The organism is Paenibacillus endoradicis (genome assembly GCF_024721975.1).
In genome coordinates this window covers 15,413-31,529 of record NZ_JANQBB010000010.1, presented here as the reverse complement: position 1 = coordinate 31,529, position 16,117 = coordinate 15,413, and the positions used below count along the sequence as shown (strand labels likewise).

Below are 16,117 nucleotides of genomic sequence, written 5' to 3'. Positions count from 1 at the left end.
GCTTCTGAGCAGGGGCATCATGCCCCCAATGGAAAGCCAGATTCACAAAGTGAAGCGGACGCTTGGAAGCAATGAAGTCACCCACGAAAGGTGTAGACGCCCTGCTTCATTGGATCGTTCGCTTGTCAGTACTAAGAAGATGAAATGAAGCTAGGATTGTCGAGAAACGGAACGTACGTTATTGGTACGTGAGTATCACAGACTTCCGATGAATGGCATATTCGAAGTCGAATACGCTACAGCGCGTTACCTCGTAATCACAAGCGAACATAGGTGGTACGAGGTCCGCCGATCAACTTGGGACGACTATACGCCATCGTTAGATGAGCCGAGCCGATCGATCGCAATGAGCCACGTAACGGAACGGCAACTTGTTTCAAGTGCATACCGATAAACGTATCACCTATATCAATTCCTGCGTCTGCTGCAATACTTTCAACTAGGCATGGTTGCTTCATCTTTGTAAAAGCGTACGCAGCCATGGAGCCTCCAGCATGCGGCACTGGAACAGCATGAACAATGTCTTTATGAAGCATCTCTGCAACATCTTGTTCAATGACAATCGCACGGTTGAGATGTTCGCAACATTGAAATACCGGGATAAAGGAATATTGCTGACGTGCAGTTTCAATTCCGCGATAAATCGCACTTGCGATATCTACTGCGCCTGCGCGGCCAATGTGTTCACCCATAACTTCACTAGTACTCGTCCCGAATACTAACAACTTAGGTTTCGTCCATTGGCATACTTCCATCAGTTCACGGATTGCCGTTTCAACTTGTGTTGCAATATCATCATGTGAATGTGTCATACTACACTACTCCCCAGTAATGAATCGTTTTTCGATATCTGCTACTTTTTTCAGACGGCCAACATGACGCTCGCCGTTAGAGAATGGTGTTTCAATCCATATTTTAACGATATCTAATGCTAACCCAGGACCAGTCACACGCTCACCAAGTGCAAGTACATTCGTATCATTATGATCACGAGTCGCATGTGCAGAGAATGTATCTCCAACCAACGCACATCGAATACCTGCATGTTTATTGGCGGCGATAGACATACCAATACCTGTTCCACAAATTAAAATACCACGATCCGCTTTACCTTCTGCAACTTGGTCACATACTGGCAATGCATAATCAGGATAATCTACTGATCCATTACAATCACAACCAAAATCTTCTACTTCATGACCTAAAGATTTCAAAAACGGTACAATTTCATCTTTTAGACGGTATCCACCGTGGTCAGCACCAATTGCAATTTTCAAGCTAAACACCCTCTCGGTTCAATAATATGATTGGATACAAGATGTTTTTTCGAACATAACGTATACTCGTAGTATAACGCTTTTTCTTAAAAAATGAAAAAAAGAGCAAAACATGCTATGAATAGCACGTTGCTCTTTGCCCAGGCGACCGGCCGTATACTCCGATGCTCCATCGTGGTTGCCCACTTCCGTCGCCAGTTACATCGAAGACCGCTTATATAGCTTTATAATAGCGGATTTTATAATAAATATCAATCATCTAATTATGAGAATTTACCATCTATTTTTGTTGTTGACTACGCAATAGTAGTAACTTGTCGACTAACTTAAAGATAACTTCTTCTAACTCGTCAGCACAATGATCATAGTGTGACTGTGAACCGCCAAAAGGATCAGCAACATCAAAATTAGGAATAGATTGATCTAAAGCTATCAGACGTTGGCGTTCTTTCTCCTCAATAGGTTGACCTAAGATTTGCTTCATCTGCAAATCGGTATACAAACTTTCTAGTTCGGTAATTTTCTGCTGTAGCTCTTCATCCATATATGCGAATTCTTTCACCGTATAGGTTTTATCCATCATATTAGGATATTTTTGCAACACATCCCGCTTATGTGCAGAAGTCATCGTAAGTACGAGATCGGCCCATTCTAACGCTTCTTCTTGCAGTACAGATGAACTACCTTTATGTTGAATACCTCGACGGTTTAAGGCATATAAAGAATTTGCGGATACTGGCATACCATTGACGGTAGATGTTCCCGCTGAGCGAACTGCAACGATTAGACCTTTTTCATGAGCAAGACCTTTAAGAAATGCTTCTGCCATAGGAGATCGACAAGTATTACCTGTGCATATGAATAATATTCTTTTCATAGTGCCAACTCCTTTCAACACCTATTATACTATAAAATAAACTCCGAAAACGACAAGAATAATACCGCCAAACGTCTCACCATATACTCCTAGTGACTGACTAACTCGTCTGCCAAGACTTAACCCTAGCATAGCCATTACTGCTCCCAATATTCCGAATAAACATACCGTTAACCAGAATTGTACTTGGAACATGCCGAGCGTAATACCAACCGAAAAAGAGTCTACACTCACACTAAAGGATAGTAGCATTAGCCCCCAAAACGTGCGATGATCTAATATTTGCATTTCTTCTTCCTTGAAGGAATTTATGATCATATGTGCACCCAATATGATTAGCAGTATGCCCGCTACAACTGTAGCCCAATTGCCAAGCACCGAACTCATAAAATTCCCCATCAGCATGCCACCAATTGGCATAACAATATGAAATAATCCAATAACAATTCCTAGCTTCAATATATGTCGATAACGAATTCCTTTCAGACCAATACCTATCCCTAGTGAAAATGCATCAAATCCTAGCGCGACTGCAATCATTACAATCGTCATAAGTTGTCCTATCCATTCGTTGGTATCTAACATAAATTATCTCCTTGTCCGCTATACTTGTACAAACATATGCGGACAAGGAGATAAAGTTGACTACTAATTTAATAATTCACATAATAAATTCTTTTTTTATAAACGTTCAAACCGTGGGATTTCAAAATCGAGAAGATGGAGCGCTTCATATTCGATGTCGAATAAACTACGAAGCATACTCATCGTTATCAAAGTCCACTTTTTGAACATCCTCTTAAACGTGCACAATATCGTGACCTGCAGCCTTATGCAATCGGTTCATCAATGCAGCTCCGATGCCATCATAGCCACTTGCCTCCGACCATATTCGGGTAATCCCCCGCTCATCAAAATTTCTTAATGCAGCATAGAGTGAAGCAGCAGCTTCTTCAAGGTTATGCATACTCCCCATACTAATGACATGCTCTGCATAATGATAGTCATCAATATGTTCAGCAAATGCTAACACAGCACATCGCTCTGATGCTTGATACTGCTCCAATTGCTCTACAATGTATGCAGTAACGTTAGCGTCTTCACCTTTCACGACGACAAGCTGTCCTTTGGGGGCATAGTGTGTATACTTCATTCCTGGAGAGCGAGGAGCTTCCTTACTTTGAAGTTCTGTTTCTGTGAGTATGGTTGCTTGTGGGCAACACTGTCTCAGGTCGTCCTCGGTTACTCCTCCTGGACGTAAAACACGAATAGTAGATTGCGAAGCGATCTCAACCACAGTAGATTCTAATCCAACTCCGGTTGCACCGCCATCAACAATACCAGCTATTTGATCAGCCAAATCTTCATATACATGCTCGGCAAGTGTAGGACTTGGTCGACCAGAACGATTGGCGCTTGGCGCGGCAATCGGACAATTAGCCTGGTTAATCAGCTCAAGTGCTAATGGATGATTAGGCATGCGAATCCCTACTGTCGCAAGTCCAGCCGTTACATAAGGAGATAGCACTCCTTCTTTCACAGGTAGTACGATGGTTAGAGGACCTGGCCAGAACCGCTCCATTAATTGCTCTGCAAGTCCATCATAACGTTCAACTAATCCATCTAATTGTTGCTTATTGCTAATATGAACGATTAGTGGGTTATCAGACGGTCTACCTTTTGCAGTAAAAATACCTTGTACCGCACTACTAGAAGTAGCATCTGCTCCTAATCCGTAGACGGTTTCTGTAGGAAAAGCTACTTGCTCTCCTTGTTGCAGAGCAAGTGCCGCTGCTTCTAGCTGTTGTTGCCAGCCGGATTGCTGTATATTAATTTTCCATATATGAGTAGTGTTATTCACGGGTATCAATCCTTCGTTTCATCAACTTATACTGCTTCATTAATATAGTATATCTTCAATTGATCATAATAAAAAGCGATACGCGGCTAAACCGTTTATCGCTTCTCTATTTGAATTCGCCAATGATTACGCAAATAATGAGGAAATCCATGCTCCTAAATCTTCAAATAACTCAACAATGAAGAAATCCACTTCCACATCTGTAGTTGATACTGAAGCTGTTTCTACTTCCGGTGTTGTTGTAGCTACTTTCGCTTCTACAGAGGGAGCAGCTGTAGCTTCTCCTGAAACAGTATCAGCAAAACATAATGGAGGAAATAGTACACACCACCAGTTACGTCCCGCACCTTCCCCTAGTGTGATGAGCAATGCTTCATACATTCCTGCAGGGTAGACAAGCTGTCCATACATTTTCGTGGGGAACTCTACTTGACCGATTTCCGTTGTGAATCCATATTGATAACCGTTATTTGTAAGAGTTGTTGCAATAACGTCCTGTAATTCCGATTCATGTGCATTAAGCACTTCTCTAGCTTCCTCGATCGTTAGTGGTTCATTTATCCAACTATTCATCGCAGCTACTACTTCATCACGAACGACTGCCTTAATCACTTGATCATTAGGAGAGTCAGAATTAGCGAGAATACGTAGACGAATAGATTCTTCAGGAATAGATTCCATATGTAGTGCTGCATCAACTTTTTGATACTCCCAGCTCATAAGTAGAACAATTAAAATAATAGCGACATACCCATATACTTTACGATAAGAAAAAGAAAATAGATTAGATGAATTGGATGAATTAGATAACATTACACAAGCTCCTCTCGTACATCCGCTAAAATGTACCTGCTTGCGTCCCGGAACGTCTCTAACCCTATTATGTCCAGCTCATCTAATCTATAAACCTATCAATCTATTTTTTTGTTGCTATCACATGTCTGTCGATCCCATTATAATCTGTGATGATCGAGATATCGTTCCAAGCGCCAATTTCTTTCATCATCTCTACAACAATGGCTGGTTGATGAATACCTAGTTCGAAAGCAACAATAGTAGGCTTAACTTCTAGCTGTGCTAACTTAAGGATCATAATTCGATAAGGATCAAGTCCGTCCTCACCACCAACCAATGCAAGATGCGGTTCATAATCGCGAACTTCTCTTTGTAATTGTGCCATATCGCTCTCTGGAATATAGGGAGGATTAGATACTAATATATCAATACGTTCACCTTCATATTGCAGCGCTTGACCCTCTATAACAAATGGTTGTAGCAAATCGCCTTGTTGCCATCCCATTTTATCAACGATCCCAAAACTTGTTGCATTATGCTTCGCTACGGTTAATGCGTCTGCAGAAATATCTGATGCGATCACTCGCCAATTTGGTTGTTCCAGCTGCAACGTTAGCGAGATTGCACCACTTCCAGTACCTATATCTAAGACAACAGGTTGCTTCGCTTTATCCTGCCATAACTTCGTACCCTCTTTAATAACCGCTTCAACAAGTAATTCTGTCTCTGGACGCGGAATAAGTACAACTGGCGACACGCTAAACTTTCTGCCATAGAACCATGCTTCGCCAATCATATATTGAATTGGTTCGCCTTTACCTTTGCGAGACAATAACTCTCCCCACTGGGCAAGCTTCTCTGCAGGAAATATATCTTGCCACATAAGTAATAAGCGCACCCGCTCCACATTCAGAACATGAAGCAAAATTAATTGCGCATTTTCTTTTGCTTCTTCAACACCACATTGCGATAGATAGGAAGTTGCTTGCTGTAATTTCGTTCTAATATTCTCATTTACCGCTAGACATTGTTCCAATGTAATGATTGTTTCTGACAATAGAGTTCACCACTTTCTTGTACTAATCGAAAGAAAGCGCCAGTTAACAGCAAACCCTTACTTTTGTGTAAGATGTTGCTCGTAACTAGCGCTCTATACATTCACTATAGGTGACGATTACGCACCCATTGTTTCACTTTCAAGATGATCTGCTTGATCAGCCAAAGTTAGATGATTAACGATCTCTTCGATATCACCATTCATTACAGCATCTAGCTTATGCATCGTTAAGCCGATACGATGATCTGTTACACGGCTTTGCGGGAAGTTGTAAGTACGAATACGTTCTGAACGATCTCCAGTACCCACTTTACTCTTACGCTCTCCAGCATATTTCGCTTCTTCTGCTTGACGTTGAATATCGGAGATACGTGCACGAAGAACTTGAAGTGCTTTGGCTTTATTCTCATGTTGAGATTTACCATCTTGACAAGTTGCCATAATACCCGTTGGTACGTGAAAGACACGCACAGCGGATTTCGTTGTATTAACGGACTGACCACCAGCACCACTAGAACAGAACGTATCAACACGGATATCTTTATCAAAGATCTCCACATCAACCTCTTCAACTTCCGGCATTACTGCTACCGTAGATGTAGACGTATGAATACGACCACCAGATTCCGTTACTGGAATACGTTGTACTCGGTGTGCTCCACTTTCATACTTCAATTTGCTATAAGCACCTTTTCCACTAATCATGAAAATAACCTCTTTGAAGCCGCCAACGTCATTCTCTGTAAACTCCATCAATTCCGTTCTCCAGCCTTGTGTATCAGCATATCTATTGTACATACGATATAGTTCGTATGCGAATAATGCTGCCTCATCTCCACCTGCTGCACCACGAATTTCGACGATGACATTCTTATCATCATTAGGGTCTTTCGGTAGAAGCAATATACGTACCTTCTCCTCAAGATCGGTTTTGCGCGCACCTAGTTCATCAAGTTCCATTTTCACCATTTCACGCATTTCATCATCAAGTTTTTCGCCTAGCATTTCTTTAGCTCCGTCGAATTGCTCGCTAACTTGTTTATACTCTGTATAAGCATCATATGCTCCTTGAAGATCAGATTGCTCTTTAGAAAGCTCTCTTAATCTTTTGGGATCACTCGATACGTCTGGATCACATAGCAACTCGCTTAGTTTGTCGTACCGATCAGCTAGTGCTTGTAAACGATCTAACACAGTCACTCACCTCTGTCATTTCCTCAAAATAAGATAATTATTATTATATCACATCAACAGGTTTCAATCGATAATAGCTTTATATCGAATACCCAAAAGTCAAGTTATCAACAGTTAACACCAGTTATCCACATGGTTATCCACAAAAAATAAGGGGATATACACAAAATGGAAACGTATTATCCACAACTTATCAAGAATTCCCTTCCGCTAGACAGAAGATTATACACCAATTATTCCCTATACAGATGACAGGCATATTCAATGCCGATTCATCTACCACAATTGTATTGCTTCATTGATAATTCGGCTGTCAGCACCATGAAGATGACATGAAGCTAGTGAAGCGAAGCGCGGAATGTACGTTATTGGTACATGGCTACTTGCGCAAGCGATGAATGTCATCTTCGATGCCGAGTAATCCACAGCGCATCACTTCGTGATCACAGTCGAATACACATTATTATACACATGTGAATAAAAAAAGTGCTTGGCTCCTCTTTCAAGGATACACCAAGCACTTATTTTTCATTCATTACTTATGCATTGATTTATATTATACGTTGAAACGGAAATGCATAACATCTCCATCTTTCACTAGATACTCTTTACCTTCAAGACGTAATTGACCACGCTCACGTGCTACAGCCATAGATCCTGCTGCAGAAAGATCGTCGTAAGATACAACCTCTGCACGGATGAAACCACGCTCAAAATCAGTATGAATAACTCCCGCTGCTTGCGGTGCTTTCATACCTTTACGAATCGTCCAGGCGCGAACCTCTTGAACACCAGCAGTGAAGTACGTGTATAGGCCTAATAATTTGTAAGCAGCACGAATTAGACGGTTAAGTCCAGATTCAGAAAGACCTAACTCTTCAAGGAACATTTCCTTGTCTTCGCCGTCTAGTTCTGCGATCTCTGATTCTACTTTTGCACTAATTGCCACAACTTCAGCGCCTTCTTTGGCAGCAAAGTCACGAACAATTTGCACATATTCATTGTCATCAGCATTGGCAACTTCTGCTTCACTTACGTTTGCAGCATATAATACTGGCTTCAATGTTAGCAAATGAAGATCTTTAATTAGAGTCAACTCATCCGGAGTTAATTCTATACTACGCGCGGGTTGGTCATTATATAATGCTTCTTTCACGCGCTCAAGAATTTCAACTTCCTGTGCAATCTTTTTATCGCCATTCTTTAAGTTTTTGCGTGAACGATCGATACGACGATCAACAGAGTCGATATCTGCAAGAATTAGTTCTAAATTAATCGTTTGAATATCACTAAGTGGATCTACTTTACCAGATACATGTGTAATATTCTCATCTTGGAAACAACGTACAACGTGTACAATTGCATCTACTTCACGAATATGAGCTAGGAACTTGTTACCAAGACCTTCACCTTTACTCGCTCCAGCAACAAGACCTGCAATATCTACAAACTCAAATGCAGTTGGTACGATACTGTTTGGTTTTACTAATTGTACTAGTCTATCTAAACGCTCATCTGGCACTTCAACAACGCCAACGTTAGGATCAATTGTACAGAATGGATAGTTAGCTGATTCAGCACCAGCTTGCGTAATTGCGTTAAAAAGTGTGGACTTACCTACGTTCGGCAAACCTACAACACCACATGAAAGACCCATAATTTCAACTCCTATTTCCGTTTGTAAACAGCTTTCGTTATTATACCCTAGCAAGTCTAACAAAGAAAGACCCCGTTCGCTTGTGATTACGATGAGATAGCATCGCAGTTTATTCGACTTCGAATATGTCATTCATCGCTCACTCCAGTGCTCACGTACATAATACGTACGCTCCGCGCTTCGTTTCTCTAGCTTCATGCCATCTTCTCGGTACTAACAAGCGAACTTTCGCTGATGTAGTAAAGCATCGAGATCATATTCTCGGTTATTCTTAACCTCGCATATGATTCCTTCGGAAGCTTTAAGTGCTCATGTACCAATAACGTACATTCCGCGCTTCGCTTCTCTAACTTCATGCCATCTTCTTGGTACTGACAAGCGAACTAATCCTACCGAAGTAGGGCAACTTGTTCATATTCTCGGTCGATTTCTCGACTTTGAATATTCCTTCCTAACGAAGCATCTAATGCTTGTGTACCTGTAGGCACACATCGCCCTTTTTCCTATCTTCACAAAGAAAGCTGTCTCCGTAGTGAAGTCCACTACAGAAACAGCTCCCCTTACAACTATGCAGTAATTACTTACGCATTAGTAATTTTTGCTTTAAGTGCATCTTTACTTTGAAGACCTACCATTTTATCAACTGGTTGACCATCTTTGAAAAGAATTAGTGTTGGAATACTCATAACGCCGAATTGAGCAGCAAGCTCAGGTTGGTCGTCAACGTTGATTTTACCGATTACTGCTTGACCTTCAAGCTCAGTAGCTAATTCTTCAACGATTGGAAGTTGCATTTTACAAGGTCCACACCATGGAGCCCAGAAATCTACTAGTGCTACTCCGCTTTCGATGGATTGATTAAAGTTATCTTTAGTTAATGAAACTGCCATTACAATCATCCTCTCTGACTAATATATATGATTATGGGAATAACCCTTCACACCAAAAGGTGCCACTTAACAACTGTGAATTTGCTTAAGCACGTCACTAATTGTTATATCACTAAAATGTTCTTCTAACTTCTTCTCTGCAGTACAAAAGATGCCATACATGACGGAATTCATGTTTGAGCCAACCATACAGTCGCCATCCGGATTGCCTGAACACCAGCTTGGAATGAGAGACCCTTGGGCCATAACGCGATAAATGTCCGCTAGCGTCACAATGTTAGGATCAATAGTTAATCGATACCCACCACCAGAACCTTCTCTTGTATTAACGAAGCCACTACGACGCATACCACTCATTACTTTACGGATACGCGCAGAATGAGTACCTACATTATCAGCAATCATTTCGCTACTAGCCATATTATCTGGCAAATTAGCTAAATAGACTAAACTATGCACTGCAATTGTAAATTCACTATTCACTTTAAGTGGGCCTCCCTGCGTTATACTGTAATAATAAACGTTACAGTTACAAAAGTCAATAACAGTGAATCCACAATATATAGTGTTCAACGTTTAGCCATCCTTTATTCACTGGTAATCAAGCTGTCATTATTTCACTACCACTATGTAGAGGATATACACAAAAAAAAGCAATTCCAAACACATGCAAGTGTTTGAAATTGCTTCTTTTTGTGTATCTATATTTATTGAACCGTTAATATGTGTAACGCTTTAATAAGTGCATCCATTTCTTCATCCGTTCCAATACTTACACGCAAGTAATTATCAATACGTGGTGAAGCAAAGTAACGGACAAGCACACCTTCTACTCTTAATTGTTCGAAGATTTGCTTCGCAGGTATACTGCGGTGAGAAATAAATACAAAATTAGCTGCAGACGGAGTTACTACGAAATGTAATTCCTCTAGCTGCTGCACAACACGCTCACGTGTAGCAATAACCTTTGCACTCGTTTCAACGAAATAGGTCTCGTCTTCAATGGAAGCTACAGCTCCTGCAAGTGCAATTCGATCCAATGTGTAAGAATTGAATGAGTTCTTGGTACGATTTAAACCTTCAATAAGTTCAGCAGAACCAAATGCAAAACCAACACGTAATCCAGCCAATGATCTCGACTTAGACAATGTTTGAATAACTAACAAATTAGGATAGCTATCTACCAATGTTACTGCAGATTGACCACCGAAATCGATATAAGCTTCATCAATGATGACTACTTGCTCTGGGTTTTGTTCAAGTAATAGCTTAATATGATCCAGTGGCATTAACATTGCAGTCGGAGCATTTGGATTGGGAATTATAATTCCGCCATGTTCCCCTACATATTCTTCTACATGGATGTTGAATTGCTCATCTAGTGGAATAAGCTTCGGTGTTATGCCATAGAACTTCGCATATACCTTATAGAAGCTATACGAAATATCAGGGAAAAGGACAGGCTTACTCGGATCGAAAAACGATGCGAATGCAAATGCTAATATTTCGTCAGAACCATTGCCTACAAATATTTGCTTAGGCTGTAATCCATGACGATTTGCTAACGTTGTAACTAACGATTCGCAGTTCGGATCAGGGTACAATCGTAAATCCTCATTAATCGCATCCGCCATCGCTACAATTGCTTTGGGTGAAGGTGGATAAGGATTTTCATTCGTATTCAACTTAATATATTTCTTATCCTTCGGTTGCTCACCTGGTACGTATGGTTCCAAGGAAGCGGTTAGCGGACTCCAAAATTTACTCACAGTTGACGTCTCTCCTTACGCTTTCTTCGCATCGAATGAGCTTTTCAGCGATACAATTCGATTAAATACTAGCATATCATCGTTACCTTGTTCTTTATCAACACAGAAATAGCCATGACGGAAGAATTGGAACTTGTCTCCCGCTTGTGCATCTTTCATGTTCGGTTCAATATAGCCATTCACTACTTGCATCGAGTTAGGATTAATACGCTCTACTAACGGTTTGTCCTTATTATCTGTCTCTTCTAATAGAAGAGGCTCTAACAGTCTCAGTTGTGCTGGAACTGCATTAGAAGCTTCTACCCAGTGAATGGTACCTTTTACTTTACGAGCGTTGAAACCACTACCTGATTTCGTTGCAGGATCATACGTACAATGAAGTTCAATAACTTCACCTTGCTCGTTCTTGATCATTTCATTACACAAAATAAAGTAAGCATGTTTCAAACGAACCTCGTTACCAGGGAATAGACGGAAATATTTGCTTGGCGGGTTTTCCATGAAATCTTCTCTTTCGATATAAATCTCACGAGAGAATGGAATTGGGCGCATACCCATCTCTGGGTTTTCAGCGTTAACCTCAGCATCTAACCATTCGATTTGACCTTCTGGATAGTTTGTAATGACTACTTTAATCGGATCAAGTACTGCCATTGTTCTAGGTGCTTTCATTTTTAAATCTTCGCGAATGAAGAACTCTAGATTACGTTCATCAATGATACTATTGGCTTTTGCAACGCCGATCTCGCGACAGAAGTTACGAATAGCTTCCGCCGTATATCCTCTACGACGCATACCACTAATCGTCGGCATACGGGGATCATCCCAACCGGATACAACACCTTCATCAACTAATAATTTCAAATAGCGCTTGCTCATAATTGTATTTGTAATGTTAAGACGAGCAAACTCATATTGACGAGTTTTTGTTTCCATTTCACATTGTTCGATAACCCAGTCATACATTGGACGATGGTCTTCAAATTCCAATGTGCAAACAGAATGAGTAATTCCTTCAATTGCGTCGCTTAGCGGATGTGCGAAGTCGTACATCGGATAGATGCACCAAGCATCACCTGTACGATGATGATGAGCATGAGTAATACGATAGATTACTGGATCGCGTAATGTAATATTGGCTGAAGCCATATCAATTTTGGCACGAAGGACTCGCGCACCATCTTTAAATTCTCCAGCACGCATACGGGCAAATAGATCAAGATTCTCTTCTACAGTACGATTACGATAAGGGCTGTCTTTACCAGGCTCTGTTAACGTACCACGCAATTCACGTGTTTGCTCTGCAGTAAGGTCACATACATATGCTTTCCCCTTCTTAATCAGCAACACTGCGCGATTGTACATTTCCTCGAAATAATCAGATGCATAGAACAAAGCATCCCATTCAAAACCTAACCATCTTACATCTTCCATAATAGAATCTACATATTCCGTATCTTCCTTAACAGGGTTAGTATCATCGAAACGAAGATTTGTTTTCCCCTTAAATTCATCAGCTAGTTCAAAATTCAAGCATATCGATTTGGCATGTCCAATATGAAGATATCCGTTAGGCTCGGGAGGAAATCTAGTATATATTTCCTTAACGCGACCTTCTTGTAAGTCCTCTATCACTATATTTTTTATAAAATTAGATGGGGCCGACTTATTTTCATTGATGTTTTCCATATAGACCAACCTTTCACACAACGAATATTATCCTCTTATCATACACAAATTCGTGTGAAAATACACCCATTTATGAGTGCAATTATGTATGTTAGTGCCGCATTAATATGAACTAATCAATTAAATTTTAAAGCTCAGTTTCTGTGAGGAAAATGAGAAACCATTAGAATCTTCTCACATTTTACACAGAATTGAATTTTCAGTTTATTATAAAGCTTGTAACAAGTAAGCCTAAATTGCCAAATTCTTAAGCACTAACACTTAAGATACGGGGGATCCATTTGGGGTGAATTGAGCTGGATTATGAATAATCATAATTGGTAGTCTCATAGGGAACCTTCAACCGAACCCGTCAGCTAACCTCGTCGGCACATTGGAAGGAGTCTTAAATTGTGAAAAAGTTTAGTTTAATGTTTGTAGCACTTGTTCTTCTTTTAACTTTCTCAGTAGGAAGCGCTTCCGCAAGTTCATCCATGCTTACTAGCATCGACGATGTAAAAGGAACGAAATACAAATACGGTGGTAATACTACCAGCGGGTTTGATTGTTCTGGTTTTGTAAGATACATATTCGATAAAATGGGTTATGATTTGCCAAGACGTTCTGCAGACCAAGCTTTAGAGGGTACAAAAGTCGCTAAAGCAGATCTAGTTGCTGGAGATCTAGTATTCTTTGATACTAGTGGTACTAACAACGGAGGCATTACTCACGTTGGTATCTATGTAGGTGATGGTAAATTCGCTCATGCTTCTACTAGTAAGGGTGTAATTATCGATTCATTGGATTCTTCATACTACAAACCACGTTATGTAACTGCTCGTCACATCTTATCAGATGCAGACTATGAGACACACGTTCAAGCAAGTAAATAATAGTTTTCTTTAAAAAAGCATTTCAGCGCCACTTCATTCATTTGAAGTGCTACTGAAATGCTTTTTTCTATATTATATGCTTATGCTGAAGTAATCAATATTATACCAACCTGTACAAATTAATCTGTCTGTTTATACAATTACCTTTCAAATGCACTAATGTGAGAGTAGAAAAAGGCTACAGGAAGATTAATCTTCCTGTAGCCTCTATTAATTAACTAAGAGTTCGTTACTTGTTGCAAGTCACGATTACGACCAACTAACATCATAGCAACCATACAGACAAGCATGACTGCCACAATACAAGCAATAAGACTTAATGTAGCTGATACAAAGTAATTATCCATAACAAAGCCCGTTAATTTCGGAAACAGTGCACCACCAATACCTCCACAGGCTACTAATAGACTTGTTGTCCGTTCTGTCATCCCAGAAATGCAAGAGTTTACATAAACCAACCCAATTCCAAAAACTCCTGAGAAGCTAAGTCCACTTATAGCTGTCATAATAAGTATAGCTGTTGTTCCTTCAAATATAGCTATACCGATAAATGCAATAACAGCTCCGCACATTGAGATGACTAAATAACGAATATACCCATAACGATCAGCAAGAATACCACAGAACATTCTACCAATGACCATAAAGCCCCAGAATAAACTTAACATTCCTGCTGCACTCGATTCAGATAGCGGCGTACGTTCAATTAGAATCGAAGGCAAATAATTAGAGAAGCTCATTTCCATACCCACGTATAAGAAGAAGAACGCCATTGCAATAATTAGAAACGGAATTGCTTTGGAAGTATACTTTAATGTGACACTTGCTTCTTTTCGTTGTGCTTTCGTTGGTTGTGCTAATTGATCATCAATATTTTTACCAAATGATAAACTTAACCATAATAACAATGTAATTCCGCTAATAGCAGTAAGAATAGGGAAAGACCATTCCCAAATATGATTACGAATCAAGAATGCTGCCGCTAACGGAATAATTAATGCTCCTATACCAAAAAACGTTTCAATTTTACTCATTGCCGTTGCCTTCGAATCCTTATACAACTCAATAACAAGCGCACCAACAACAGATTCAATCATACCAAATCCAAAACCTGCTAGTGGAGCAACAATAAGCATCCAATCCCACGGTAATAACATGCTGTATAATGCTTCAGCTACCGTTAATGCTCCCATCGCTACAACAATAGTAAAACGCTTACCTAATCGCGATGACAACGTAGGACCAAGTAATACACCGACGAGGAAACCGAGAAACTGATTCATGATCCACTGACCACCACTTGCATATGTAACATTATAATGCGTCACAAGCTGTTCAAGAATGGATCCGCCTATTATATGTGCAATACCTATTACTAGATACGATAAACATGATAGCCATAATATTTTCCTCACAAGTATGACAATCTCCTTTTCAATAAAAAAGCGATAGTATTCCGTATCATTAAATCAATCGAATAATTTGCGAAACTTGGTCTCCTTGCTCCACTTCAATAACGTGATGTTGTGAATTATAACGTATCGATCCAGAACCTACTTCAATAATAGATTCTTCTCCTAACCCGTAAAACACATCATCAGCAAGCGCCTCAAGCACCTCATGTTTTTCATCTTCTGAAAGGGCTTCCCATTCAGAAACTTCCATCTCAAAAAAACGGAAACAATCTTGAATTTGACCAACTGCTGCTGTTAAATCCTTTAAAATATCATTATATTCTCTTGCATGACGTACACCCATATTGTTATTGCCTCCTTATCATTACTACACAGTATTGAATTAACCTTCTTCTCAAGCGAATTGCCTATCCAATGGCGATAACACGCTTTCACCAAATAGCCTTCTCCATACGGAAATATTATCGCATATTGCGTTCATCATGTCTGTACTTTGATGGTAATTTCAACATTGTAATTTTTGAGTCCTACTTATAGTATGAAGTGACACTCTGCGATTTATACCATTCTCGATTCTAAATGATTTCACCAACAGCATTTTACATTATAATACAAATCTTTTCATTACCATTTCTTATACTAATTAACCTTACTCTAGTAAATTAGTCGCACTTTTGATTAATATATGCAGGAAACCTACCTATTCATCTAGTAAACTTCATCATGTACAGCATGTATATCACAACAATTAGCTAGATATAAAG

The 16,117-nt window shown here is 39.9% G+C and carries 16 protein-coding genes and 2 riboswitches; of the genes, 1 reads left to right on the top strand and 15 read right to left on the bottom strand.

Annotated features, from left to right (window positions below; all coding sequences use genetic code 11):
• Window positions 1-257: 257 nt before the first annotated feature.
• From NV377_RS24225 to NV377_RS24165, 13 genes are all read right to left on the bottom strand, one after another.
• On the bottom strand, window positions 258-812 hold the full coding sequence (locus NV377_RS24225; RefSeq protein WP_258203404.1) for a TIGR01440 family protein: 555 nt from the start codon (window positions 810-812) through the stop codon (window positions 258-260).
• Window positions 813-818: 6 nt separating this feature from the next.
• Window positions 819-1,277: a ribose 5-phosphate isomerase B gene (rpiB, locus tag NV377_RS24220; protein ID WP_258203403.1), complete on the bottom strand. Its 459-nt coding sequence runs from the start codon at window positions 1,275-1,277 to the stop codon at window positions 819-821.
• Between the two features lie 131 nt (window positions 1,278-1,408).
• Window positions 1,409-1,489, bottom strand: a riboswitch (ZMP/ZTP riboswitch).
• Between the two features lie 68 nt (window positions 1,490-1,557).
• Window positions 1,558-2,154 carry a low molecular weight protein arginine phosphatase gene (locus NV377_RS24215; protein WP_258203402.1) on the bottom strand — a complete coding sequence of 199 codons (597 nt, stop codon included), beginning with the start codon at window positions 2,152-2,154 and terminating at the stop codon, window positions 1,558-1,560.
• 24 nt (window positions 2,155-2,178) lie between these two features.
• A complete protein-coding gene (locus NV377_RS24210) occupies window positions 2,179-2,739 on the bottom strand; it encodes a manganese efflux pump MntP (protein ID WP_258203401.1) in 561 nt (186 codons plus the stop codon).
• A gap of 214 nt (window positions 2,740-2,953) precedes the next feature.
• On the bottom strand, window positions 2,954-4,015 hold the full coding sequence (locus NV377_RS24205) for an L-threonylcarbamoyladenylate synthase (protein ID WP_258203400.1): 1,062 nt from the start codon (window positions 4,013-4,015) through the stop codon (window positions 2,954-2,956).
• 126 nt (window positions 4,016-4,141) lie between these two features.
• Window positions 4,142-4,828, bottom strand: a complete 687-nt coding sequence (gene spoIIR, locus NV377_RS24200; protein WP_258203399.1) for a stage II sporulation protein R — start codon at window positions 4,826-4,828, stop codon at window positions 4,142-4,144.
• Between the two features lie 103 nt (window positions 4,829-4,931).
• Window positions 4,932-5,867 (bottom strand): peptide chain release factor N(5)-glutamine methyltransferase, encoded by a 936-nt coding sequence (prmC, locus tag NV377_RS24195; protein ID WP_258203398.1) that lies wholly within the window; start codon window positions 5,865-5,867, stop codon window positions 4,932-4,934.
• A gap of 117 nt (window positions 5,868-5,984) precedes the next feature.
• On the bottom strand, window positions 5,985-7,061 hold the full coding sequence (gene prfA / locus NV377_RS24190) for a peptide chain release factor 1 (RefSeq protein ID WP_258203397.1): 1,077 nt from the start codon (window positions 7,059-7,061) through the stop codon (window positions 5,985-5,987).
• Between the two features lie 556 nt (window positions 7,062-7,617).
• Window positions 7,618-8,718, bottom strand: a complete 1,101-nt coding sequence (ychF, locus tag NV377_RS24185) for a redox-regulated ATPase YchF (protein ID WP_258203396.1) — start codon at window positions 8,716-8,718, stop codon at window positions 7,618-7,620.
• Between the two features lie 581 nt (window positions 8,719-9,299).
• Window positions 9,300-9,608: a thioredoxin gene (gene trxA, locus NV377_RS24180; RefSeq protein ID WP_258203395.1), complete on the bottom strand. Its 309-nt coding sequence runs from the start codon at window positions 9,606-9,608 to the stop codon at window positions 9,300-9,302.
• Between the two features lie 66 nt (window positions 9,609-9,674).
• On the bottom strand, window positions 9,675-10,091 hold the full coding sequence (locus tag NV377_RS24175; protein ID WP_258203394.1) for an RrF2 family transcriptional regulator: 417 nt from the start codon (window positions 10,089-10,091) through the stop codon (window positions 9,675-9,677).
• A 224-nt stretch (window positions 10,092-10,315) separates the two neighbouring features.
• A complete protein-coding gene (hisC, locus tag NV377_RS24170) occupies window positions 10,316-11,377 on the bottom strand; it encodes a histidinol-phosphate transaminase (RefSeq protein ID WP_258203393.1) in 1,062 nt (353 codons plus the stop codon).
• Window positions 11,378-11,392: 15 nt separating this feature from the next.
• On the bottom strand, window positions 11,393-13,066 hold the full coding sequence (locus NV377_RS24165) for a glutamine--tRNA ligase/YqeY domain fusion protein (protein WP_258203392.1): 1,674 nt from the start codon (window positions 13,064-13,066) through the stop codon (window positions 11,393-11,395).
• Window positions 13,067-13,293: 227 nt separating this feature from the next.
• Window positions 13,294-13,451, top strand: a riboswitch (cyclic di-AMP (ydaO/yuaA leader).
• Window positions 13,452-13,458: 7 nt separating this feature from the next.
• Here NV377_RS24165 and NV377_RS24160 point away from each other — a divergent pair.
• On the top strand, window positions 13,459-13,938 hold the full coding sequence (locus tag NV377_RS24160) for a C40 family peptidase (protein WP_258203391.1): 480 nt from the start codon (window positions 13,459-13,461) through the stop codon (window positions 13,936-13,938).
• Between the two features lie 218 nt (window positions 13,939-14,156).
• Here NV377_RS24160 and NV377_RS24155 read toward each other — a convergent pair whose 3' ends face one another.
• Window positions 14,157-15,353: an MFS transporter gene (locus NV377_RS24155; RefSeq protein WP_258203390.1), complete on the bottom strand. Its 1,197-nt coding sequence runs from the start codon at window positions 15,351-15,353 to the stop codon at window positions 14,157-14,159.
• A gap of 49 nt (window positions 15,354-15,402) precedes the next feature.
• On the bottom strand, window positions 15,403-15,696 hold the full coding sequence (locus NV377_RS24150) for a hypothetical protein (RefSeq protein WP_258203389.1): 294 nt from the start codon (window positions 15,694-15,696) through the stop codon (window positions 15,403-15,405).
• Window positions 15,697-16,117 lie beyond the last annotated feature (421 nt).

Coding starts and splice junctions, on each gene's coding strand:
- NV377_RS24225 (WP_258203404.1), bottom strand. CDS start 812: ATGACACATTCACATGATGATATTGCAACACAAGTTGAAACGGCAATC.
- NV377_RS24215 (WP_258203402.1), bottom strand. CDS start 2,154: ATGAAAAGAATATTATTCATATGCACAGGTAATACTTGTCGATCTCCT.
- NV377_RS24210 (WP_258203401.1), bottom strand. CDS start 2,739: ATGTTAGATACCAACGAATGGATAGGACAACTTATGACGATTGTAATG.
- spoIIR (WP_258203399.1), bottom strand. CDS start 4,828: ATGTTATCTAATTCATCCAATTCATCTAATCTATTTTCTTTTTCTTAT.
- ychF (WP_258203396.1), bottom strand. CDS start 8,718: ATGGGTCTTTCATGTGGTGTTGTAGGTTTGCCGAACGTAGGTAAGTCC.
- trxA (WP_258203395.1), bottom strand. CDS start 9,608: ATGGCAGTTTCATTAACTAAAGATAACTTTAATCAATCCATCGAAAGC.
- NV377_RS24165 (WP_258203392.1), bottom strand. CDS start 13,066: ATGGAAAACATCAATGAAAATAAGTCGGCCCCATCTAATTTTATAAAA.
- NV377_RS24150 (WP_258203389.1), bottom strand. CDS start 15,696: ATGGGTGTACGTCATGCAAGAGAATATAATGATATTTTAAAGGATTTA.